We start from the raw sequence: 22,226 nt of genomic DNA on the forward strand, positions 1-22,226 counted from the left end.
TTGCGTCTCACCCTTGCGTTCGTCCGCGGAACTGCCGCGCGCGCAGCCGCGCTTCCTCCGCGCTTGTGATCCGGTTCCGGCTCCATTCCAGCAAAATGCGGTCGATGTAGCGGAAACTCAGCTTCCCCGCGAACACCGCCTCCTTCAGCGCGACGCGGATCAGCTCTTCGGGATAGCGGTCCTGGTCCAGCCAGGCCGAGATCGTCTCCAGCTCCATCGGCGACAGCGGCCGTCCGAATTCCTGCTCGAACACGGCAAACAGGCTCGGAGGCTGTTCGGGCGCCTCTCCCCTTCGATCAGCGGGAGGACGCGAAACGGCGGAGCCGGCCCCCCCGGCCGCCGGTGCGGCGCGATCCTTCACGGCCGAAGCCGCGGCCCGTTCGTACCAGCCGGTCCAGCGGTACGCCTCCGAAATGACGCCCGTCTCCGGATCGATCCGTTCGTCGATCTCCAGGAACCCGCGGCGGATCAGACCGCCGATCAGTTCGGCGACTTTGCCTTCGCCGATCCCCATCCGTTCGCCGATCTCGTCCGGCGTCGGGAACGCGTTGCCCTCCGCATGCCGGAAACCGGCAATCTGCAGCAGCAACATGAATTCCGCGTCCGTGAGTCCGAGCGCGCGATAAGTGCGAAGCACGAACTGCGGCACAAATACGCCGCCGTCCGCAAGTAGTTCGGCGGCGCTTCCCGCATGCGCGTCCCGCCCGAAATCCGTCATCCGCTTCCTCCTTCCTGCCGCCGCCCGGGCTTATTGGCCGCGGGTGACCAGCGAAGCGCCGGCTTGTTTCTGCTCCGACACGAGGCGGAACGTGTCGCGCGCGATGATCAATTCCTCGTTCGTCGGCACGACGAGCACTTTCACGCGCGAATCCGGCGTCGAGATGAAGCGCGCATCCTTCGAACGCTGCTGATTCGCCGCTTCGTCAAGCTGCAGGCCCAGGAACGTCAGGCCTTCGCATACCGCCTTGCGGACATGCGTCGAATTCTCGCCGATGCCGGCAGTGAAGACGATCGCGTCCAGCCCGTTCATCACCGCGGCATAAGCGCCGACATACTTGCGCAATCGGTAACAGAACATGTCGAACGCGAGCTTCGCGTTCCGGTCCCCGTCTTCCATCGCTTCGACGATTTCGCGCATATCTCCGCTGAAGCCGGAGATCGCCAGCATTCCGGAATGCTTGTTCAGCATCGAGTTCACTTCGCTGAGCGTCAGCTCTTCCTTGCTCATGACGAACGGTACGACCGCCGGGTCGATGTCGCCGCTTCTCGTGCCCATCATCAACCCTTCAAGCGGCGTAAGCCCCATGCTCGTATCGACCGATTTCCCGCCCAGAATCGCGGCGCAGCTCGCGCCGTTGCCGATGTGGCAGGTGATCATTTTCAATTCGGAGATCGGCTTTCCGATCATCTCGGCCGCCCGTTCGCTCACATAGAAATGCGAAGTGCCGTGGAAACCGTAACGGCGGATCTTGTGCCGCCTGTAAAGCGCCATCGGAATCGGATACAGATAGGCGTGGCGCGGCATCGTCTGGTGGAACGCCGTATCGAACACGACGGCCTGCGGCATGTTCGGCATGTTCTGCTCGACGGCGTTGATGCCCATCATCGCGGCCGGATTGTGCAGCGGTGCCAGGTCGAACAGATCGCGGATGCGCCGCTTCACTTCGTCGTCGACGAGCACCGACGCCTTGAACGTCTCCCCGCCGTGCACGACCCGGTGGCCGACCGCCTCGATCTCGGCGATCGAGGCGACGACGCCGTGCTCCCGGTGCAGGAGCAGATCGAGGACGCGCCGGACGGCCGTCACGTGGTCGAGAATTTCGCTCACTTCGCGGACGCCCGGCTTGCCGGCCGGCTCATGCGTCACGATTGCCGACTCCGTGCCGATCCGCTCGACGCGGCCGCTCGCCAGCACCGACTCGTCCTTCATGTTGTAGAGCTGATATTTGATCGACGAACTGCCCGCGTTGATGACCAATATTTTCATATCCGATCCCCGTCCTCATCGTACTTGAAGAATCCTTCACCTGTTTTCACACCGAGCTGCCCGGCGCGGACCATCTTCTTCAGCACGACGGACGGGCGATACTTGAGCTCGCCGTATTCCCTGAACATCTGTTCCAGCGCCGCCACGACCGAATCGAGGCCGAAACGGTCCGCCATCTCGAACGGGCCGTGCTTGAACGAATAGCCGATCCGCATCGCGCGGTCGATGTCCTCCGCCGTCGCGACGCCTTCCTGGAGAAGATTCGCCGCTTCGTTGATGAACAGACAGATGAGGCGGGACGTCACGAATCCCGGGGACTCGTAGACCATGATCCCCTGCTTGTTCAGCGTATCTTCGACGAACCGTCTCACCGTCTCGAACGTCTCGTCGGACGTCTTCAGGCCGCGGATCAGTTCGACGACGTCCACCTTGAAGGCGGGATAAATGAAATGCAAGCCGATGACTCGCTCCGGGTGCATCGTCGCGCCGGCAAGTTCCGTCAAACTGAGCGTCGACGTATTGCTCGCGAGGATGATGTCCGGTCCGCACACCCGGTCGAGCTCCGCGAACACCTGCTTCTTCAGATTCAGATCTTCCGAGATCGTTTCGATGACCATGTCGCAATCGGCCATCTCTTCGAGCGATCCGACCGGGCGGATCCGCCCGAGAATCAGTTTCTTCTCGGCCTTCGTCAAGGCCCATTTCTCAATCTGCTTATCCAGACTCTGTTCGATCTGGCGCAGGCCGTGGTTCAGTTGCTGCTCCGACCGGTCGGTCAGCAGCACGTCCAGTCCCTTGAACGCGAGCATCTCCGAGATGCCCTGTCCCATCGTTCCCGCGCCGACAACGCCGACTTTGCGAATCGTCAAGCCGATCACCTGCTTTATCTGGTAGTGCGACTCTCTACCATTATACCGTATGCCGCTCACAAAAAAGAAGGCGTCCGGGCAGACACCTTCCATCGTTCACACAACCGTCAGAATCACGCACACTTCCATCTCACGCGCCGGCGCGCATGGAACCGTGCAGAAACTCGCGGAATACGTCCCCGCTCAGCGTCTCTTCGCGCATGAGCAGCTCGAGCGAACGCTCGAACACGTCCCGCCGTTCCGCGAGGCACACCTTCGTCTTCTCCATCAGCCGGTCGAGCAAATCCCGCGCCACGCGGGAGAACGTCTCGGGCGTCAGCATGCCGGGATCGACGATGCCCAGCTCGGTGAGTCCGGACTCGGCCATCGTGCGCACGATGTTCATCGCCTGCTCGAAATCACCGCGCGATCCGGTGCTGCGGCCGCCGTAGAACAGTTCCTCCGCGGCCGCGCCCGCAAGCGCGACCATGATCTGGCCTTCGAGATATTCCGTCGTGTACAGGTAGCGGTCCTGCTGCGGATTGTGGCGCACGTAGCCGAGCGCCTGGCCGCGCGGCGACAGCGCGACCGTCGAGACGCTGCCCGGGCGGACGATCTCGGCCATGATCGCATGGCCCAGTTCGTGGAGCGCCACCCGCTCCCGCTCTTCCTTCGTCGCCTCGCGGTCCGTTTTCTCGCCCATCATCACCTTGTCGATCGCCATTGTCAGATGATGCATCTCAATACACTCGGATTCTTCGCGCATCGCGTAAATGGCCGCTTCGTTCAGGACGCTCTCGAGCTGGGCGCCCGAGAAGCCGAACGTCTCTTCGGCGACTTTGTCCAGGTCGGCCGTCTTGCCGAGCGGCTTGCCGGCGGCATGGATGGACAGAATATGCTTGCGTCCTTTCTTGTCCGGAAGATCGACCGCGATGTGCCGGTCGAATCGTCCCGGGCGCAGCAGCGCGCTGTCGAGCGTGTCCTTGCGGTTCGTAGCGGCGATCAACAGAATGCGGGGGGACTCGTTCGTCTGGATGCCGTCCATCTCGGTCAGCAGCTGATTGAGCGTCTGGTCGTATTCGCGATGCTGTCCGCCGTCGCGCCTGCCGCCGATGACATCGATCTCGTCGATGAAAATGACGGCGCTGTTCTTGCCCGTCTTCTGCGCCTTCTGGCGCGCTTCGCGGAACAGATCGCGGATCCGGCTCGCGCCGACGCCGACGTACATCTCGACGAATTCGCTGCCCGAAGCCGCGACGAAGACCGAATCCGTGTGGTGGGCCGCCGCCTTGGCGAGCAGCGTCTTGCCGGTGCCCGGAGGGCCGGTGAGCAGAATGCCCTTCAGCGGACGAATGCCGAAGCGCGCGATCTCATCCGGCCGGATCAGGAATTCGAGCGCCTCCATCAGCTCCTGCTTGGCCCGTTCCTGGCCGCCGATTTCATCGAACGACAGCATGGACGGCCGTTTCCTCGCGGCCTGCCTTCCGCCGCTCAGCGCGGTCAGCTGGCCGCGCGACCGGGCGACATAGAACAGAACGCCGATGACGGCCGCCGCCAGCAAGATCGGCACGACATTGACGCCGATGAAGTACAGAAACAGCAGCAGAACCGGTGTGAAGCCGATCAGCATCTCTTTCCAGTATTTAAGCATTCGGCCACACCCCCAGCACGGCAGGCTGGCGGGGAAGCACGACATACTTGACCGCGCCGTCCAGCTTCAGCGTAAGATAAACATTATATTCGTCCATCTCCGTCTCTACGGAAAGCCCGGAGTGTGCGGCTTCAAGCTTGCGGGCGGCTTCCGGAATGTCGGCGTATCGGCGGTTTTCCATCGCCTGCGCGATCGTGAAAAGCGCCGATGACCAGATCTTCTCCAGCTTCTCGTTCCGCTCCTGGCGGATGACCAGATCGAGCTCGCGTCCGCCGAGGGAGCTTCCCGCCTGCTCCCGGATGTTCCGATAGACTTCCGCAAGATTGACCGTTCCGTCAAGCGTGATTTCCACCGTCACGCGATCGTCAGTCACAATCGGATCATAAGCCGTCACGCCTTCGATGCCGGCGAACGTCACGGCCAGCGGTTGTTCGACTGCGAAATGGCGGTAGCCGAACCAGCCGCCGAACAACACGGCGCCTGTCAACAGCGCCGTCAGCAACACAGGGACTATGCGTATGTGCGTCATCTCAGTTGCCTCCTTCCCATGCGATGCCGTATGTAATAGAGTATAACATACGCGGAACATCGAATGGGCCGGCAATAACAGGCAAGGAGCGCCCGCCTGCGCCAGTTCAGGCGCGGCGGACGCTCCCCGGAGGTCAACCGGATGAACGCGCGGGCAGCCGGTAGGTCTCGATCGGACGGCCGTCTTCAAAGGCATAAAATCCATAGTAGTGACGCTTGACGTCACTTTCTTCCCTGCTGTAATAAACTTCCCAGATCCGCCGGCCTTCGGCGTACCCCGGACGGATGCGGATGATGGACGCATCCGGAAATGCACGAAGCACGTCTTGCCGCAGCCGCTCAACATCATAAGCCTCTTCCCCATGGACACTCTCGATCCTGTCCGCGAACGCCCATACATACAGATCGGCCCCGTCTTCCCGCTCGCCGCGGATAATCCAGACGATGTCGTCCCATACAAATTTGACCGCCGATTCGACTTTCGTCAGGCCGGCTTCCGCCTTCACCCGCCGGATCGCATCGCGCTCTTCCCGAACATAGTCGCTTCGGGCCCACTGAAAATACAGATTGAGCAGCATCAGCACCAGACCGATCCCGAGCAGGATGATGACAGCCCAACGCTTCGGCGTCATGAAGCGAATATCGGATTGCCGGCGCCTCATGTCGCCGAGCTCAGCCTTTCGAAGCGGGCGGCCGCTTCCGCGGCGATCCGTTCTTCGTCCAGCCGCGTGCAGGTCCGATTCCTCACGACTTGCACGCCGTCGACCCAGACGTGTTTCACGTCTCTGCCGTTGCCCGCGTAGACCAGATGGGAGATCAGATCGGTCCGCGGATAATAGTGCGGCTGGTCGATGTCGAGGGCCACAATGTCCGCCCGCATGCCGGGCTTGAGGCTCCCGATCTCGTCCGACTGCCAGATGGCCTTCGCCCCGTACACCGTTCCGAGCTTGAGTGCTTCATAAGCGGGCACCGCCGTCGGATCGCCGGATACGCCCTTGTGAATGAGCGCCGCGAGCCGTATTTCGTCGAAAACGTCAAGGTTGTTGTTGCTCGCCGCGCCGTCCGTGCCGAGCGACACGGTCACGCCCGCGCGGAGCATGTCCGGCACCCGCGCGACGCCGCTGGCAAGCTTCAGATTGCTCGCCGGGTTGTGGGAGACGGCAACGCCCCGTTCGGCGAGCAGCGCGATCTCGTCATCGTTCAGATGGACGGCATGCGCCACAAGCGTCGGCCGGCTGAACATGCCGAGCCGGTCAAGATGCTCGACCGGCCGGACGCCGTAATCGCGCACGTTCTGCTCCACCTCCGCGGCCGTCTCCGACATATGGGTGTGCATCGGCAGATCGAGATCGTGCGCGGCCTGCACGAATTGCTCGATGAACGCCGGCGGACAAGTGTAGGGCGCGTGAGGCGACATCATGACGCGGATGCGGCCGTCCGCCTTGCCGTGCCAATCCCGCGCGAACCGGATCGCGTCCTCGAGCTTGGCGCGCTGCTCCGCCTCGGAGCACAGGCCGATGACGCCCCGGGCCAGCACGCCCCGGAGGCCCGCCTGCTCGACAACCTGCGCCACTTCATCCATATGATCGTACATGTCGACGAACGCCGTCGTCCCGCGCTTCAGCATCTCGACGGCCGCAAGCGCCGCGCCGGCGCGCACATCTTCCGCCGTGAAGCGCGCCTCGAGCGGCCAGATCTTGTTCTGCAGCCAGTCCTGCAGCACCATGTCGTCGGCATACCCGCGAAGCAGCGTCATGGCTGCGTGGCCGTGCGTGTTGATCAGCCCCGGCATGAAGAGCAGGCCGCTGCCGCTGATCCTTTCCGCCCCGTCGGCCAGCGCGCCGGGATGCGCTTCGGCAAGATAGACGATCCGGCTGCCTTCCACGACCAGATGGCCGTTTACAATCGGCTGGCCGTCGTCCATGGTCAGAAACGTGCCGCCCTCAATCCACCACTTTGTCGTCATCGTGATCCGCATCCTTTTCCAAATAATAAGCAAGGCTGAGCAGTTCGGTCGTAAAATCGGCGTGATGAACCCGCACGGACGGCGGCACTTTCAGAATGGCCGGCGCGAAATTCAGAATGCCTTCGATGCCGGCGTCCGCCAGCTGGTCGGCCACTTTCTGCGCCGCCGCGGACGGCACGGTGATGATGCCGATCCGGATTTGCAGCGCTTCGACCGTCGCCTTCAGTTCCTCCATCGGCTGCACACGCATCGTGTTGATCTGCATTCCGATCTTGTCGGGATGGTCGTCGAACACTGCGACGATCTTCATGTTGTCGCGGCTGTACCGGTTGTAGTTGCAGAGCGCCTGGCCAAGATTGCCCGCGCCGACCAGCGCGACATTGATTCCCCTGTCCAGTTTCAGGATGTGCCGGATCTTGCTGATCAGGTAGGAGACGTCGTAGCCGATGCCCTTGCGGCCGAATTCGCCGAAGTACGCCAGATCCTTGCGGATCTGCGCGGGGTTGAGGTCGAGCTTGCGGCCGAGCGCCTGCGACGAGACGGTCTGCACCTCGCCGCGCGAAAGCTCGTTGAGCGCCTGAAGATAGAGCGGCAGTCTGCGCACGACCGCCTCGGATATTTTCGTCTGCTGCTTCATCACGCGGATCCTCCCTGCGTCGTCCCGGTTTCACTCAGCCACTCCCGAATGCGCGGCACAATCTGTTCGATGTGCATCGTCTCGATCTTGGGGCCCGGCAGCGAGTACAGAAAATATTTGCCGTAGCTCGTTTCAATGACGCGCGTGTCGTACAGGATGACGATTCCCTTGTCCTTCGCCGTGCGGACGAGGCGGCCGAAGCCTTGCTTGAAGCGGATGACCGCCTGCGGAATCGACAGTTTCATGAACGGGTTCTTCTTCTCCGCCGCCAGCTGTTCCGATTTCGCTTCGAGCAGCGGATGGTTCGGCGGCGTAAACGGCAGCCGAACGATGGCGAGACATGTCAGCGCGTCGCCCGGCAGATCGACGCCTTCCCAGAAACTGCTCGTGCCGAGCAGCACCGAGGCCTGCTGCTGCCGGAACCGGCGGACAAGCTTCGTCCTGCCGCCGCCGTCGATGCCCTGGCCGATGACGGCGATTCCCGCTTCGGCAAGCCGCTCTTTCAGCGGCTCATACACCTGCTTCAGCATCCGGTAGGACGTGAACAGGACGAGCATCCTGCCTGATGTCTCGCGCGCCACGTCGGCCAGCGATTCGACGAGCGCGGCAAGGAACGCCGGATCCGCCGACGCCCCCTTGATCGGCGGGAGGTTGCGCGGGATGACGACCAGCGCCTGGTCGCGGTAATTGAACGGCGACGGCAGCTGGACGGTCGCGAGCCGTCCGTCCGCTTCGAATCCGGACAGCCCGAGTTGTTCGGTCGCGTACTCGAACGATTTGTGCACGCTGAGCGTGGCCGAGGTCAGGATGACACTCCGCTTCGAATCGAAGAAGTATTGTTTGAGCAGTCCGCTGACATCGGCGGGCACGGCATAAAGATGCACCGACCGCGACTTGGAGAACGCGTTTGCCTCCAGCCAGTAAACGGTCCCGCCTTCCTCCAGCTTGACGAAACCGTGCAGATCGTCGCGGACGCGCGCCAGATCCTTCACCCGGCCCGCGGTGTCGACGGCCACCGCTTCGACCTCGGCGTCGTCGCAATGTTCCTTGATTTCCGCGAGCAGCTTGTCGAACGTGCGGATAATCTCGTTCAAGGAGGCGAACACGTTCGCTTCGGCCGTCCGCACCGCTTCCCATTCGGACGGCGGCTTATCGGCCCTGAGCCGCAGGACGCCCTGCCCGCCGTCGGCGTCGGGCTCCGGCTGCGCCAGCCGGTACAGCAGTTCGAACAGCTCGTCCCAGTGGATGCGCAGCTCGCCGAACACCGGGACGGCCTTCTCGATCGTTTCGATCCACGCTTCCGCGCGCGCATGGCCGGTGGACGCGATCTTCTGCCTGAGCTGGAAGATCAGCCCCGAGCGGGCATCCTTGCTCAGCCGCGTCAGCGGATGCATGCCGCTGTTGTAGGAGAGCTGCGTGCCGAGATGTTTGCCGGCGGCGTCATCCAAATGATGGGCTTCATCGACGATGAGGTGGTCATATGCGGGCAGCAGCCGGTATTCGGCGCGGATGTCGGTGAACAGCAACGAATGGTTTGTGATGACCAGGTCCGCATGGACGGCTTCCTGCTTCGCCCGGTGATAGAAGCAGTGCTTGAACCATGGGCAGGAGCGGCTCAGGCAAGAGTCGGCGTCGCTGGCGACGGTGTGCCAATATTCGGCGCCCCGGCCGCCGAAGTTCAGCTCTTCCTGGTCGCCGTGCTCCGTCTCGCCGAGCCAGACCAGCATCTGCGCCGTCGTCAGCCGGTCGTCCGCGGGCGCGATGTAATCACGCGCCGCGATTTTGCTCTCAAACTTGCGCAGGCACAGGTAGTTGCCGCGGCCTTTGAAGACGGACGCCTTGAACGGCAGCGGCAGCACCTTGGCAAGCAACGGCACATCCCGCTCGCGGATCTGTTCCTGCAGGTTGATCGTATGGGTGCTCACGACTATTTTCTCGTCATGGCGGATACCATAGAAGAGAGCCGGAATGAGGTAGCCGAGCGACTTGCCCGTGCCCGTGCCGGCCTCGATCATCAGATGGCGGCCGGATTCCAGCGCGTCGTACACTTCGCGGAACATGCGCACCTGCGCCTCGCGCGGTTCGTATCCCGGAACATGTTCCTTCAACCGGGCCAGCGTCTCTTCCAGAAACGTCTCGAAATCGAGCTCCCGCAGCCGTTCGGCCGACTTCGGGTCATCATGGCGCGGCGGTTCTTCGTCCGTCCATTCGCCGACCTTGAGCGCGAACTGGCGATAGTAACGGTAGCCGTTCGGATCGGCGGCGTTCAGACGCTGCCTGCGCTGAAGCGCATCGTGCACAATCCAGCCGAGATCGTCGCCATCGCCAAGCTGCGCGGCCAGCCGCTCCAGCGTCAGCAGCGGTAAATTGCGCAGTTTGTCCATGCAGGTCTTGAAGAGAAGGGCAGTCGCCATCGCATCGCTGTCGGCCTGATGATGGCGCTCATGCTCGATGCCGAGCGCTTCGGATACGGCGCCCAGCTGGTAGGACGGCTGGGTCGGATACAGCATGCGCAGCAGCTGCAGCGTGTCGAGCACCCTTCCCGTGAACGGCATGTAGCCGCACCGGTCCAGCGCCTGGTTAAGGAAACCGACGTCAAATCCGGCGTTGTGCGCCACCAGCACCGCGTCACTCAGCAGCGGAATGACCTCGAGCAGCACATCTTCCGGTTCGGGCGCTTCACGCACGACTTCATCCGTAATGCCCGTAAGCTCGGTGATAGATGCGGGGACCGGGACTCTCGGGCGCACATAGGACGCATAACTCCCGGTCACGCCGCATTCATCATCGAGCAGCACGATGCCGATTTGAATGATGTCATCTTCGGCGCTATGATTTCCGGTTGTTTCCAGATCGAGGACAGCAAATTTCATCCGGTACGTTCTCCTCACGTGCAGCCGAACTCGGAATTGCCGAAATACAGCGTCAATGGTCCCGCGTTCGATCTGCAGTTTGCCAGATTGCGCGCGGCGCCGGTGAAGGCGGGATCCGCTTCGCAGGCTTGCTTGAAATATTGGACCGCCTGCTCCAGATTCGCCGTGACGGCCTGAATGCAGCCGAGCGCGTTCAGCCCGAGCGCTTTCAGCTTCGGCTGCGACGCCGTGCGGACGATGAACAGGAAGTGGCGCTCGGCATTCTCCCATTCGCGGAGGTGCATGTAGGATATCGCCAGGAACATGCGTGCCGCCAGCGATTCGGGACAGAGCTCGACCGCCCGGCTGAACGATGCGGCCGCGTCTTTGTACATGGCCAGATCGTAGTAACCCTGCCCGGCGGTGAGATGGCGTTCCGCTTCTTCCCTCGCCGCTTGCGGCGTACCGGTTTCCGCGGATGCCGGCGGGAACAGTTCGGCCGTCCCGAGCCCCTGGCCGGCTGCCGCCTCCGTCGAGGCTGCCGGCGCGGCATGTCCGATCTCCCCGTGCGCCGGCGCCGCCGCGGCCAGCGAGTGCTTGCTGCCGTCCGGTTCGCCGGGCGACGTCATCTCCCGCAGCCTCGCCAGCTTCTCCTCCACCCGCAGCCAGCCGTCGACGATCATGTCGCTCATGTCCTGGATCTTGCGCAGCTGCGCTTCGATCAATCCGCGCTGCGCCGCATCCGCGGCGGGATAGCGCGTCAGCATTTCGTCGAGCATGTCATTCATGACTTTGAACCATTGCCTGACCACCCTCGCCGCCCCCTTCGCCTTGAGCCTTCCGGCGCGGTCCGCCGGTATGCTCATTCTGCGCTGAAGCGAGGGGGATCTATACCGCGGGATTGGCGTTATATCCCGCACCTGAAGCCGGATTACGGCCGGGCTGGCGGATTACAGGATCGTTGCATGCTCTTCCTTGCCCGCCATGCCGGCCGGCCGGTTCTGTTCATCCATAAGGACGATCCGCGGCCGATATTCACGGGCTTCTTCTTCGGTCATCAGCGCATAAGAGATAATGATGACTTTGTCGCCGGGCTGGGCGTGGCGGGCGGCGGCGCCGTTCAGGCAAATGACGCCCGAACCGCGCGGACCGGGAATGACATACGTCTCCAGCCGGGCGCCGTTGTTGATATTGACCACCTGAACCTTTTCGTTCTCCCACAGGTCGGCGGCTTTCATCAGCTCTTCGTCGATCGTGATGCTGCCCACATAGTTCAGGTTCGCTTCCGTTACGGTCGCGCGGTGGATTTTCGACTTCATCATGTTCCGCATCATGGTATCCTCACTCCTTTCCCGCCGGCGCTGGCCCCGTTGCAAGCAGCCGGTTGTCGATGAGCCGCGTCCGGCCGAATTTGACGGCCAGCGCCGCAATGAACCGGCTGCCCGGCGGCATTTGAACGAACGGGATGTCCGCCGGAGATTCCAGATGCGGCCAGGTGAGCACTTCCGCATAATCCGTCTCGGCAAGCGGCGCGCGCTTGAGGTGCGCGTGCATCGCCGCTTTCAGTTCGCCGGGTGTCATGCCGGGTTCGAAGAACTTTTCCTCCGCCATCTTGAGCGTTTCGTACAGAACGACGGCCTGGCGCCGCTCTTCCGCGTTCAGATAGACGTTTCGGGAACTGAGCGCAAGTCCGTCCGGTTCCCGCACCGTTTCGCACGGCACGATGCGGACGGGGAAGTTCAGGTCTTCGACCATCCGTTCAATGACGGCAACCTGCTGCGCGTCTTTCAGGCCGAAATAGGCCTTATCCGGCATGACGATATGGAACAGCTTGCTGACGACGGTGCCGACGCCGTCGAAGTGGCCGGGCCTCGAAGCCCCGCACAGCCGGTCCGTCAGGTCGGCGATCATGACGCGCGTCGCGGTCGGACGCGGATACATTTCGGCCACGGACGGCATGAACAACAGATCAGCCCCCGCCGCTTCCGACACCTGCCTGTCCCGGCCTGGGTCGCGCGGGTATCGCTCGAAATCTTCGTTCGGGCCGAACTGCAGCGGATTGACGAAGACGCTGACGATGGTCAGGCCGTTCTCCACCGCCGAACGGCGGATCAGGCTGGCGTGGCCTTCGTGCAGATAGCCCATCGTCGGCACAAATCCGACCGTTCCGTCGGGGTTCTCCCGGCGCCAATCGGCAATCCGGGCGCGCAGTTCGGCGATCGTCTCGATGATTTGCATGTCAGTCCGCCTCCCCGCCGCCGTACAGATGCGCAGCAAGTTCCGATCCGCCCGGGAAGCTGTGCTCGGCTCCGGGGAACGTCCTGGACTTGACGTCGCGCACGTAAGCGCCGATGGCGTCGCGGATGGCCGTGCCGACATCGGCGTAGGTTTTCACGAATTTCTTGCTCCGGTACGGAGAAGCGTATTGGATCATATCGTGGAAGACGAGCACCTGGCCGTCGCAGGCGGCGCCGGCCCCGATGCCGATCGTCGGTATCTTGAGCGCGCGGGTCACCGCCTCCGCCGCGCCGTCGGTCACCAGTTCAAGCACGACGGCGAATGCGCCGGCTTCCTCGAGCGCCTTCGCGTCATCGACCAGACGGCGGATGTCCGCTTCCAGCTTGCCCTGGACTTTGTACCCGCCGATCTGGTGAATCGACTGCGGCAGAAGCCCGATATGGCCCATGACCGGAATGCCGGCCGCCGTCAAGGCGGATACTTCATGGGCGATGTCCGCGCCGCCCTCCAGCTTGACCGCCTGCACGCCGGCCTCCTGCATCAGTCTGCCCGCGTTGCGGAGGGTCGACTCGGCCCCGAGCCGGTAGGTCATAAACGGCAGATCGGCCACGATAAATGTATCGGGTGCGCCGCGCCTTGCGGCGCGGGCGTGATAGATGATGTCATCCAATGTCACCGGCAACGTCGTGTCGTAGCCGAGCACGACATTGCCGAGAGAATCGCCGACGAGGATGGCGTCCACGCCCGCTTCCTCGGCCAGCCGGGCCGAAGGATAGTCGTACGCGGTCACCATGGAGATCGGGATTCCGTCCCTTTTCATTTTCAGCCATTTCGTCACGGTAAGTGCCTGCATGCCGCATGGTCCCTCCCATTCGCCGCCGAACGTCCGACTCCGGTGCGCAATCTTTTCCGGAAAAAGCAAAAAACCTTCCGGCAGCTAAGCCGATAGGTCCTCAGACGACAACAGGAAACATCACGGTCAAGCGTGCTTCCTTCTGTCTCGGTCCCCTCACGGCTCTGAGCAGAATGCGCCAACCCGGATGAACGTTCCGTGCAAGATGAAATTCAAATCCATAAGTCCCGAGTGCGATTCGCGGGAAAATGCGATACCGCCTCTTGCCGACAAGTATAGCATGACGGGGCCCGAAAAGAAAGCGGCGGACATTCTGACGGCCGCCGTCGGGCGCGTCATTCGAATTCCGCCGAAAACACTTCCCGCACCAATCCGTCTGCCGTCCGGACGCGCAGTGCGCCGTTGTCCGCCAGTCCCAACGGCACGCCTTCGACGATCCCTTGCGGCGTCTTCAGGACGGCCGGCTTGCCGAGCGAGACGGACCACGCTTCCCAGAGCAGCCGGATCGGACCGAATCCGTCTTTACGGTAGATGTCGTACAGTTCTTCGAGCGATTCGAGGAACAGTGCGGCCGTTTCCGTCCGGTCGAACGGCCTGCCGGCGGCCATCCGGAGCGAGACGGCTTTCGTCCTCAGCTCGGGAGGATAATCCTCCGGCTCGAGATTGACGCTGATGCCGATGCCGGCGACAACATGGAGCAGCCGCTCCTCCTCCGCGCTCGATTCGAGCAGGATGCCGCTGATCTTGCGGCCGTCAATCAGCAGATCGTTCGGCCATTTGATGCCGATCTCGAGCCCGGTCTGCCGGCGCAGCGACCGGCAGAGGGCGGCGGCGGTCAGCAGCGTCAGCTGAGGCGTGCAGAGGACCGGGACGTTCGGCCGGAGCACGAGGCTCATCCAGAGTCCCTTGCCCTTCGGCGACAGCCAGCTCCGCCCCATCCTGCCCCGCCCGTTCGTCTGCTGCTCGGCAATGACGAGCGTTCCTTCGGGCGCCCCTTCTTCGGCGAGCCGCTTCGCGGCATCCTGGGTCGAACCGATCTCGTCGTACAGGTGAAGCGACCGGCCGAGCGACTTCGTCTTGAGGCGCGACAAGAGCCCGGTCGCCGTCAGCCGGTCCGGCATTCCCGCCAGCCGGTATCCCCGGTTGCGGCTTGCTTCGATCGCATATCCTTCCTCCGTCAGCCTGCGGATATGTTTCCAGACCGCCGTCCGGCTGATGCCGAGCCGGCGGCTCGCCTCTTCGCCCGAGATGTACTCGCCCTCGCGTTCCGTCAACATTTCCAGCAGTCGTTCCCTCATCGTTCGTCCTTTCCGTCGGCTTGAGTGTCCAGGATGTGCAGCGCCCGTTCGAGCAATGCCCGACGCTCGTTGGGCAGGCGGCCGGCGGCCGTCTCCAGCAGCAGCCGGTCCATCGTCCGCTTGATCCAGGGACCGCCTTTCCTGCCCGCCGCTTCCGCCAATTCCGTCCCGTCGAGCGCCAGTTCCGCCGCCGTGAAGGCCGGCATGTCCGCCAGCCATGCCGACCATCGTTCCAGTCGATCCGCCGGGACGGGGCTGACGCCGGGAAGCGCGCGCATGACATCCAGCCAGTCAGCCGCCGCCTGGCGTCCGTGGCGCAGCGCAAGCGCCGCCCAATCATCCCGCGTGTCGGGGATGCATGCCGCGGCAGCGTGCAGCTGCAGCGGCTCGAAGATCGCGCGCATCCGCTTCTTGCCGAACGCGAACCGCGACATCCAGCTGCGCGCCGCCTCCGGCGAAACGTTCGACGCCGCCCAGAGCGCGATCCATCGCCGATCGCCCGCCGCCAGGTCGGACAGCCGCACCTTTCCCGCGCATGCCGGAAGACCTGGCGCCTTCAGCGGCGTCTTCGTCGTTCGCCACAGACCGGAGCGGATGAACAAAGCGGCCGCCCGGTCCGGATCGGCGCCGCAGATCATCTTGTCCAGTTCGGCACCGACGCGTTCCAGCGCGATATGACGCAACAGCCCGGCGTTCCGCCTGAGCGCGCGCCATGTCGACGGCGCGATGCGGAAGCCAAGCTCCGCCGCGAACCGGACGGCCCGGACCATGCGCAGGGCGTCTTCACGGAATCGTTCGTCCGGACTGCCGACGCAGCGGATGATGCCGCGTTCAAGGTCGGACATCCCGCCGAACGGATCGATTACCCGGCCGTCCGCGTCCATCGCCATGGCGTTGACCGTGAAATCCCTGCGCTTCAGATCGGTCCGGATGTCGTCGACGAATGCGACATCCGACGGTCGGCGATGGTCGTCATAGTCCGATTCCGTGCGAAACGTCGTCACTTCATACGACCGGCCTTTCACGAACACGGTTACCGTGCCGTGCCGGATGCCGGTCGGGACATGCTTCGGAAAGATCGCCATGACCGCTTCCGGCCGCGCGGACGTCGCGATGTCGACATCGCCGATCGGCCGGCCGAGCAAGGCGTCGCGGACGCAGCCGCCGACGAAATACGCTTGGTGGCCGGCGGCGCTCAATCGCTCGATCACCGGCATCGCGTCTTTCAGCTTTCCGTCCATGGCGGCGCACCACCTCTCGCGCTTATTCGCACACCGGTATCGGAATATCGGCCTCGATCCCGAGCACGCGATAATAGATGCGCTCGTATTCCGCGGTAATCCGGTCATTGCAGAATGTCGTGCGGGCCCGTTCCAGGCATGCTTCCCGGAACCGTGCGTACATCGATTCGTCGCTCAGCAGCTGAACCGCGTATTCGGCCATCCGCTTCGTATCGCCGACCGGCGCGAGGAAGCCGGTCGTGCCGTGCGCGACAAGCTCCGGAATGCCGCCGGCGAGTGAGCCGATCGTCGGCACGCCGCAGGCCATCGCTTCGAGGGCGACGAGGCCGAAGCTTTCTTTCTCGGACGGCAGCAGCAGCAGGTCCGCGACGGAAATGACTTGCGCCACATCATCCTGCTTGCCGAGGAAGGTGACGCGGTCCTCCAGGCCGAGCGATTCGACCTGCCATTGTATTTTCGACAGTTCCGGACCTTCCCCTACGAGCAGCAGACGCGAAGGCAGCTTCGCGTTCACGCGCGCGAACACGTCAATAACGTCGCCGACCCGCTTCACCGGCCGGAAGTTGGAGATGTGCATCAGCACCTTTTCGCCCGGCTCGGCGTATTCGTCGCGCAGCGCCCGGCATTCCCGCGGATAGTAGACGCGCTTGTCGACGAAATTGTACGTCAGATTGATCGGCGTCTCGATGTCAAGCCGCTCGCGGGTCTCCCGGATCAAATCCCGCGAGACGGCCGTCACCGCGTCGCTCTGATGGATCGCGAGCCGGATCAGATCGCGAAGCGACTCGTCCTGGGCCAGCACCGTGATGTCGGTGCCGTGCAGCGTCGTCACCGTCTTGATGCCGCCGTCCAGCATCTGTTTCGCCAGCCAGGCGCAGATGGCATGCGGCACGGCGTAGTGGACGTGCAGCAGATCCAGTTTCTGCATCCGAGCGACCTGCGCCATCTTGCTGGCCAGCGACAGATCGTACGGCGGATAGCGGAAGACATAATAATTGTTCACTTCGACTTCATGGTAATAGATGTTGCGCTGGAACTTGCCGAGCCGGAACGGAATGCTGTGCGTAATGAAATGAATCTCATGCCCTTTCTCGGCGAGCAGCTTGCCGAGTTCAGTCGCGACGACACCGGATCCGCCGAGCGTCGGGTAACAGGTAATGCCGATCTTGAGCGGTCTGGCCATGGATGCTCCTCCTCTCGCTTCGCGGCGCGCTCAGAACAGATGCACCTCGAACGGGCGCTTCACCGCAAAGCCTTCGGCATACGCCCACTGACGCTGGCCGCCGAGCAGCCGGTCGCGGGCTTCGACATTTTCGACGTAGCGCTGGTTGAGCGGCGTCGCTACCGTACCCGGCCCCGATTCGAACTGCGACCGATAGGCCGACAGCGCGCGGCGCTTCGCGTCGTACCAATCCGAAACATTGACGATCAGATCGACTTCCGCCACATCATTGATATAGTAGAAATACATTTGCTCCACCTGGACCGGTTCGAGTTCGGGCATGTACCGGCGCAGCTTCGCATTGAAAACCGCCTCTTCCACGAGGCGGCTTGCGGCGTTATGGTCGGGATGGCGGTCGTTCCAATACGGCGCGAACACGATCCGCGGCCGAAGTTTCCGGATTTCGCGCACGATGGACGCCATCTGATCCGGCGAACCGGTCAGCCCCCGGTCGGGCAACCCGAGGCAGGAGCGATACGCCAGCCCGATCGCCTCGGCGGCTTCCGCGGCCTCGCGCTGCCGCAGTTCCACCGTCCCGTTCGACGACATTTCCGCGCGGGTCAGATCGCAGATGCCGAAGCGGATGCCGGCCTGCGTATGCTTGGCGATCGTCGCGGCCATGCCGATCTCGACATCGTCCGGGTGGGCGCCGAACGCCAGCATGTCGACGGCAGCCGTCATGACCGCCAGTCCTCCGGCTTGTATTTGTGGACAAGCTCCCGCCACGCGAATTCGCCGCGCTCGAGCGCTTTGACGAGCAGTTCGGCCGTGGCGACGTTCGTCGCGACGGGAATGCCGTAAACATCGCAGAGTCGCAGCAGCGCGTTGATATCCGGTTCATGGGGCTGCGCCATCAGCGGATCGCGCAGGAAGATGATCAGGTCCATGACGTTCTCCGCCACCAGCGCACCGATCTGCTGGTCGCCGCCGAGCGGTCCCGACATGAAACGGTGAACGGTAAGTCCGGTCTGCTCCATGATCCGCCTGCCGGTCGTGCCGGTGGCATACAGATCATGGTGTCGGAACACATGCTCATAGGCGATAACGAAATTGACCATTTCGTCTTTCTTCCGGTCGTGCGCAATGAAAGCCACCTGCATCCGCGCCGTCATGAACGATTCTCCTCTCCGCCGCCGTCCATCAGATGTTCGAATCCGTAGACAAGCCCGATGTACGTCATCACTTTCTGCACCGCGGTCTTGACCCCCGGCATGTAGCCGGCGCGGTCATACGAATCATGCCGGATGCGCAGCGTCTGCCCGAAGGCGCCGAAGATCACTTCCTGCTGGGCGAATACGCCGGGCAGCCGGACGCTGTGGATCCGGAAGCCGTTGTAATATCCGCCGCGCGCGCCTTCCAGCTTCTCTTCCTCGTCGGGATGCCCTTGTTTCAGCTCTCCACGCACTTCGGAAATCAGTTCCGCCGTCTTGATGGAGGTGCCGGAGGGAGCGTCCAGCTTCCGGTCCCCGTGGTACTCGATGATCTCCAGATGCGGGAAATAGCGCGCCGCCTCCGCGGCGAACCGCATCATCAGGATGGCGCCGATCGAGAAATTGGGCGCGATCAGGCCGCCGATGCCGCGGCTTCTGCACAGCTTGTCCAGTTCATCAATCTGTTCCGGCGTGAAGCCTGTCGTGCCGACGACCGGACGCACGCCGTATGTAATCGCCGTCTTCGTGTTTTCGTAAGCTGACTGCGGCACCGTAAAATCCACCAATACGTCGACTGCGCCGCCGCGCAACGCTTCCTGAAGGTCGCCGGTGATCGTGACGCCGCAGACGGGCAGTCCCGCAGCGGCGCCCGCATCCTGACCGGCCGTGGTGCGTCCGATGGCGGCCGCCAGTTCAAAAGCCGGTTCTTCCAGCACCATTTTGACGACTTCACGTCCCATTTTGCCACTTGCGCCCGCAACCGCGACGCGAATCTTGTCCGTCATGCGTTCCAACTCCTGTTCCCACTTGAAAGATGAATAAGTTCAATGCAGTGTGCGCCTTTGTTTTCTCCGGTGGCGCCGGCGGTAGTCGGCAAACAGCCGCTTGGCTTCCCCGTGCGCCGGATTGAGCCTGAGCGCTTCCCTGGCCGCCTGAGCCGCTTCATCGAAGCGGCCGAGCGCCCCGTATGCCGCCGCCAGCAGCAGGTAAGCTTCATCGAGCAGCGGATCCCGTTCCAGCGCAAGTTTCAACCGGCCGATAACGGACGTGCAGTCGGGATCGGCGGCTGCCAGCTCGTTTTTTGCTTCCTCGGCTGCGATTCGCGCCTGAACCGATGCGAGATGATAGCGGTAATCCGTCTGATCCGGCGCCAGCCTGACCGCCTCCTCCGCGTGCCGGAGCGCCTTCGACCACAGGGCGCTGCGCATGCAGGTAATCGAGCATTTGTGGTGATATGCGGGATTGTCGGGCTCGGCAGCGATGGCCTGCTCGAACGACCGGATCGCCTGTTCGTAGTCGCCCGACAAGATCGATGCATACGCCTGTTTGATATGCTCTTCCCCGGCCATCCTCCACGCCCCCCTCGCACATATGCTTATCGATCAGCATATGCATAAGGCAAGCGCCAGGTATGGGCGGGAAAGACGCCGCTATTCGGCAGGCTGCTCGATGCGCGTCCAGCGATCCTTGTCGCGCGTCGAGAATTTCGCCATCACCTTGTCATGCGCTTCCGTCAGATCGATCCCCAGCGAATTGGCAAAGCAAATGAGAATGAAAAGCAGGTCCCCGAGTTCCATCTCGATGGAACTGTCCGGCTCGTCGGGCTTCTTCGGCTTGGGCCCGTAGTGATGGTTCACTTCGCGCGCCAGTTCCCCGGCTTCTTCCGTCAGCCGGGCCATCAAGGCGAGCGGACTGAAGTAGCCTTCCTTGAACTGTGAAATATATGCATCGACTTCACGCTGCATGTCGGCGAGTGTTTTGCCCAACACTAAGCACGATCCTTTCCATGAAAGATAAAAATTGATAAACTTAATATCGACTTATCCTTTTACGCCGAACGGTTGTGTCCGCCCGCGGACACGGCGCCGGCCGTTTTGCTTATCCGACGATTCTTTCCTTATGTTAGCGCAAAGCACAGGGGAACACAATCCTTGCACCTTCCCGGGCTTCGATGCGTTGAAGCCCGATATCGAGGAGGTTGAAACGGATGTCCCGACGGGCAGCCGGCGGACTGCGCGTCCTCATCCCCGTTGCGGCGGGAACGGCGATCTATGCGTTCGGCCTGCATTACTTCGTACTGCCGAACACGTTGATGGAAGGCGGCGTTACCGGTGTCGGACTGCTGCTCTATTACATATTCGGCCTGCCGCTTTCCTTTACGACGCTGCTCCTGAACGTGCCGCTGTTTCTCGCGGGATGGAGACTGCTCGGCTGGAAATCGATGACGATGACGCTTTATGGCACGCTCTGTCTGACCTGCTCGCTGTGGCTGATGGAACGCGCGGTCGATGCCCGGCTCATCGTCCCGCTCGCAAGCGGGCGCGATCTGATTCTGGCCGCGCTCTATGCCGGCGTGACCCTTGGCGCCGGTCTCGGCATCGTCTTCCGGTTCGGCGCGACGACCGGCGGCATGGACATCGCCGCCCGCATTCTGGTGCGAAAATACGGCTGGAGCATGGGCCGGACCATACTCGGCATCGATGCCGCCATCATCGGCTCATCCCTGTTCTTCGTACCCGTCGAGCGCGTGCTCTACACGCTGGTCGTCGTCTTCATCGCCGCAAGAGTCATCGATTTCGTGCAGGAAGGGGCTTATGTCGGCAAAGCGTTCACGATCGTGACAGACAAAGGCCAGGCGATCGCCGACGCCGTTACCCGCAAACTCGACCGGAGCGTGACGATACTGCAGGCGACCGGTGGCTATTCGGGCGCGTCCAAGCAGGTCGTCTACTGCATTGTCGGCCGATCCGAAGCCCGGGCGCTGCGCGAGATTGTGCACGAGATCGACCCGAAGGCGTTCTTCGCGATCAGCGATGCGCACGATGTCGTCGGCGAAGGTTTCCGCGAAAGATGACGAAGCGCCCGCGGCTACAGCGGGCGCTTGACAGACGATATGCCCCATCGGTCATGACGGTACTTGCGGTACCCTGCGTACCCGAGAGCGGCACACAGGATGGCGGTCATGGCCGCAATCCATGCCGGCGACGGATCATCGGCTCGCGCCGGCGACAACACTTCCTTCGAACCGAACAAATCCGCAGCAGCCTGTTCGATGCCGTCGAACGCTTCCTCGATCCAGACCCGGTTCGCTTCCCCTTTCGCTGCAGCCGCCAGCAACCTCTCCGCATACCGGATCCGCTCCTGCAGCAGCTGAACGGAAGGCTGCGGTCGGGCGACAGCTGCCGCCGCCTCCAGACGCTCGACCCGCTCCTTCAGGAGCTGAAGCGAAACGGCGGCCGCGGCGGCTCCCACCGTCCCGCCGCGCTGCCAGCCGCGGCGCATCCGGTCGAGATCGTCGCCGATGAGCCGCCCGTACTCGAGCCACAGCGATTCGCGGCCGGGCGTCAGTGCGTCGACGGCGAGAAGCAGCCGGGATGCCTCCGCCCGCCACCCGTCCGGGTTGCGGCCGCGGGCAAGCGCTTTGCGTGCCGCGCCGAGCGAATCATCAATCCGTCTCCACCCGGCCGGTTCTCCGATCGCACGCAGTTCGGCCGATGCAGCTGTTTCTTCTATTTTCAACAAATAGGCGTAGGACAGTTGACGATTACCGTCCAGGGACGCGAGGTAGAAACTGTGGGTCAGAATCTCGAGACGGTCCAATCGGTCTTCAGCCGCCGCCGGCGCATCCGCAGACAATGGCAATCCGCCGGCGGTCAGCAGAAGCATGAGCACCAGCAGTATCTTCAGGCGAACGGACATGGACAATCCCTCCTAGACATCAGTCTATGAATGGATTGTCCGGTTCAGAACCGCA

General features: G+C 62.9%; 23 protein-coding genes. 1 reads left to right on the top strand and 22 read right to left on the bottom strand.

The window, feature by feature from the left end; genetic code table 11:
• Positions 1-7: 7 nt before the first annotated feature.
• From C6W55_RS06935 to C6W55_RS07035, 21 genes are all read right to left on the bottom strand, one after another.
• Entirely contained in the window at positions 8-718 is a 711-nt protein-coding gene (locus C6W55_RS06935; protein ID WP_286892062.1) for a DnaD domain protein, read from the bottom strand.
• Between the two features lie 30 nt (positions 719-748).
• Positions 749-1,987, bottom strand: coding sequence for an acetate/propionate family kinase (locus C6W55_RS06940; protein ID WP_286892063.1), 1,239 nt, complete (start codon positions 1,985-1,987; stop codon positions 749-751).
• A complete protein-coding gene (locus tag C6W55_RS06945; RefSeq protein WP_015254689.1) occupies positions 1,984-2,856 on the bottom strand; it encodes a 3-hydroxyacyl-CoA dehydrogenase family protein in 873 nt (290 codons plus the stop codon). The genes C6W55_RS06940 and C6W55_RS06945 overlap by 4 nt, the downstream gene beginning before the upstream one ends.
• 130 nt (positions 2,857-2,986) lie before the next feature.
• Positions 2,987-4,486, bottom strand: a complete 1,500-nt coding sequence (locus C6W55_RS06950; RefSeq protein WP_015254690.1) for an AAA family ATPase — start codon at positions 4,484-4,486, stop codon at positions 2,987-2,989.
• Entirely contained in the window at positions 4,479-5,015 is a 537-nt protein-coding gene (locus tag C6W55_RS06955; protein ID WP_015254691.1) for a hypothetical protein, read from the bottom strand. The genes C6W55_RS06950 and C6W55_RS06955 overlap by 8 nt, the downstream gene beginning before the upstream one ends.
• Before the next feature lie 133 nt (positions 5,016-5,148).
• Entirely contained in the window at positions 5,149-5,676 is a 528-nt protein-coding gene (locus C6W55_RS06960; protein ID WP_015254692.1) for a cell wall elongation regulator TseB-like domain-containing protein, read from the bottom strand.
• Complete coding sequence (locus C6W55_RS06965; protein ID WP_015254693.1) at positions 5,673-6,980, bottom strand: amidohydrolase; 1,308 nt, start codon at positions 6,978-6,980, stop codon at positions 5,673-5,675. The genes C6W55_RS06960 and C6W55_RS06965 overlap by 4 nt, the downstream gene beginning before the upstream one ends.
• On the bottom strand, positions 6,958-7,617 hold the full coding sequence (locus C6W55_RS06970; protein WP_015254694.1) for a redox-sensing transcriptional repressor Rex: 660 nt from the start codon (positions 7,615-7,617) through the stop codon (positions 6,958-6,960). Before C6W55_RS06970 ends, C6W55_RS06965 begins: the two co-directional genes overlap by 23 nt.
• Positions 7,617-10,490: an ATP-dependent DNA helicase DinG gene (dinG, locus tag C6W55_RS06975; protein ID WP_015254695.1), complete on the bottom strand. Its 2,874-nt coding sequence runs from the start codon at positions 10,488-10,490 to the stop codon at positions 7,617-7,619. Before dinG ends, C6W55_RS06970 begins: the two co-directional genes overlap by 1 nt.
• 14 nt (positions 10,491-10,504) lie before the next feature.
• Positions 10,505-11,281 carry a tetratricopeptide repeat protein gene (locus C6W55_RS06980; protein ID WP_015254696.1) on the bottom strand — a complete coding sequence of 259 codons (777 nt, stop codon included), beginning with the start codon at positions 11,279-11,281 and terminating at the stop codon, positions 10,505-10,507.
• A gap of 138 nt (positions 11,282-11,419) precedes the next feature.
• A complete protein-coding gene (panD, locus tag C6W55_RS06985) occupies positions 11,420-11,803 on the bottom strand; it encodes an aspartate 1-decarboxylase (protein WP_015254697.1) in 384 nt (127 codons plus the stop codon).
• Between the two features lie 7 nt (positions 11,804-11,810).
• Positions 11,811-12,707: a pantoate--beta-alanine ligase gene (gene panC / locus C6W55_RS06990; protein ID WP_015254698.1), complete on the bottom strand. Its 897-nt coding sequence runs from the start codon at positions 12,705-12,707 to the stop codon at positions 11,811-11,813.
• A 1-nt stretch (position 12,708) separates the two neighbouring features.
• Positions 12,709-13,560: a 3-methyl-2-oxobutanoate hydroxymethyltransferase gene (panB, locus tag C6W55_RS06995; RefSeq protein ID WP_015254699.1), complete on the bottom strand. Its 852-nt coding sequence runs from the start codon at positions 13,558-13,560 to the stop codon at positions 12,709-12,711.
• Between the two features lie 335 nt (positions 13,561-13,895).
• Complete coding sequence (locus C6W55_RS07000; protein WP_015254700.1) at positions 13,896-14,858, bottom strand: biotin--[acetyl-CoA-carboxylase] ligase; 963 nt, start codon at positions 14,856-14,858, stop codon at positions 13,896-13,898.
• Positions 14,855-16,099 (bottom strand): CCA tRNA nucleotidyltransferase, encoded by a 1,245-nt coding sequence (locus C6W55_RS07005; RefSeq protein WP_286892065.1) that lies wholly within the window; start codon positions 16,097-16,099, stop codon positions 14,855-14,857. The genes C6W55_RS07000 and C6W55_RS07005 overlap by 4 nt, the downstream gene beginning before the upstream one ends.
• Positions 16,100-16,121: 22 nt before the next feature.
• Positions 16,122-17,282, bottom strand: a complete 1,161-nt coding sequence (gene bshA / locus C6W55_RS07010) for an N-acetyl-alpha-D-glucosaminyl L-malate synthase BshA (protein ID WP_015254702.1) — start codon at positions 17,280-17,282, stop codon at positions 16,122-16,124.
• A 30-nt stretch (positions 17,283-17,312) separates the two neighbouring features.
• Positions 17,313-18,002 (bottom strand): bacillithiol biosynthesis deacetylase BshB1, encoded by a 690-nt coding sequence (gene bshB1, locus C6W55_RS07015; RefSeq protein WP_015254703.1) that lies wholly within the window; start codon positions 18,000-18,002, stop codon positions 17,313-17,315.
• The gene (gene mgsA / locus C6W55_RS07020; protein WP_286892088.1) at positions 17,999-18,421 is read right to left on the bottom strand and encodes a methylglyoxal synthase; all 423 of its coding nucleotides are present in this window, start codon (positions 18,419-18,421) and stop codon (positions 17,999-18,001) included. The genes bshB1 and mgsA overlap by 4 nt, the downstream gene beginning before the upstream one ends.
• A gap of 8 nt (positions 18,422-18,429) precedes the next feature.
• Positions 18,430-19,257 (bottom strand): 4-hydroxy-tetrahydrodipicolinate reductase, encoded by an 828-nt coding sequence (gene dapB / locus C6W55_RS07025; RefSeq protein WP_286892066.1) that lies wholly within the window; start codon positions 19,255-19,257, stop codon positions 18,430-18,432.
• Between the two features lie 39 nt (positions 19,258-19,296).
• Positions 19,297-19,821: a tetratricopeptide repeat protein gene (locus C6W55_RS07030; protein WP_286892068.1), complete on the bottom strand. Its 525-nt coding sequence runs from the start codon at positions 19,819-19,821 to the stop codon at positions 19,297-19,299.
• 81 nt (positions 19,822-19,902) lie between these two features.
• Complete coding sequence (locus C6W55_RS07035) at positions 19,903-20,217, bottom strand: nucleotide pyrophosphohydrolase (protein ID WP_244860553.1); 315 nt, start codon at positions 20,215-20,217, stop codon at positions 19,903-19,905.
• A gap of 242 nt (positions 20,218-20,459) precedes the next feature.
• On the opposite strand from C6W55_RS07035, the gene C6W55_RS07040 reads away from it, so the two are divergent.
• Positions 20,460-21,326, top strand: a complete 867-nt coding sequence (locus C6W55_RS07040) for a YitT family protein (protein ID WP_286892069.1) — start codon at positions 20,460-20,462, stop codon at positions 21,324-21,326.
• Between the two features lie 14 nt (positions 21,327-21,340).
• Here C6W55_RS07040 and C6W55_RS07045 read toward each other — a convergent pair whose 3' ends face one another.
• Positions 21,341-22,171 carry a sporulation protein YpjB gene (locus C6W55_RS07045; RefSeq protein WP_286892070.1) on the bottom strand — a complete coding sequence of 277 codons (831 nt, stop codon included), beginning with the start codon at positions 22,169-22,171 and terminating at the stop codon, positions 21,341-21,343.
• Between the last annotated feature and the right edge of the window lie 55 nt (positions 22,172-22,226).

The organism is Thermobacillus sp., from assembly GCF_003390775.1.
GTDB lineage: Bacteria > Bacillota > Bacilli > Paenibacillales > Paenibacillaceae > Thermobacillus > Thermobacillus xylanilyticus.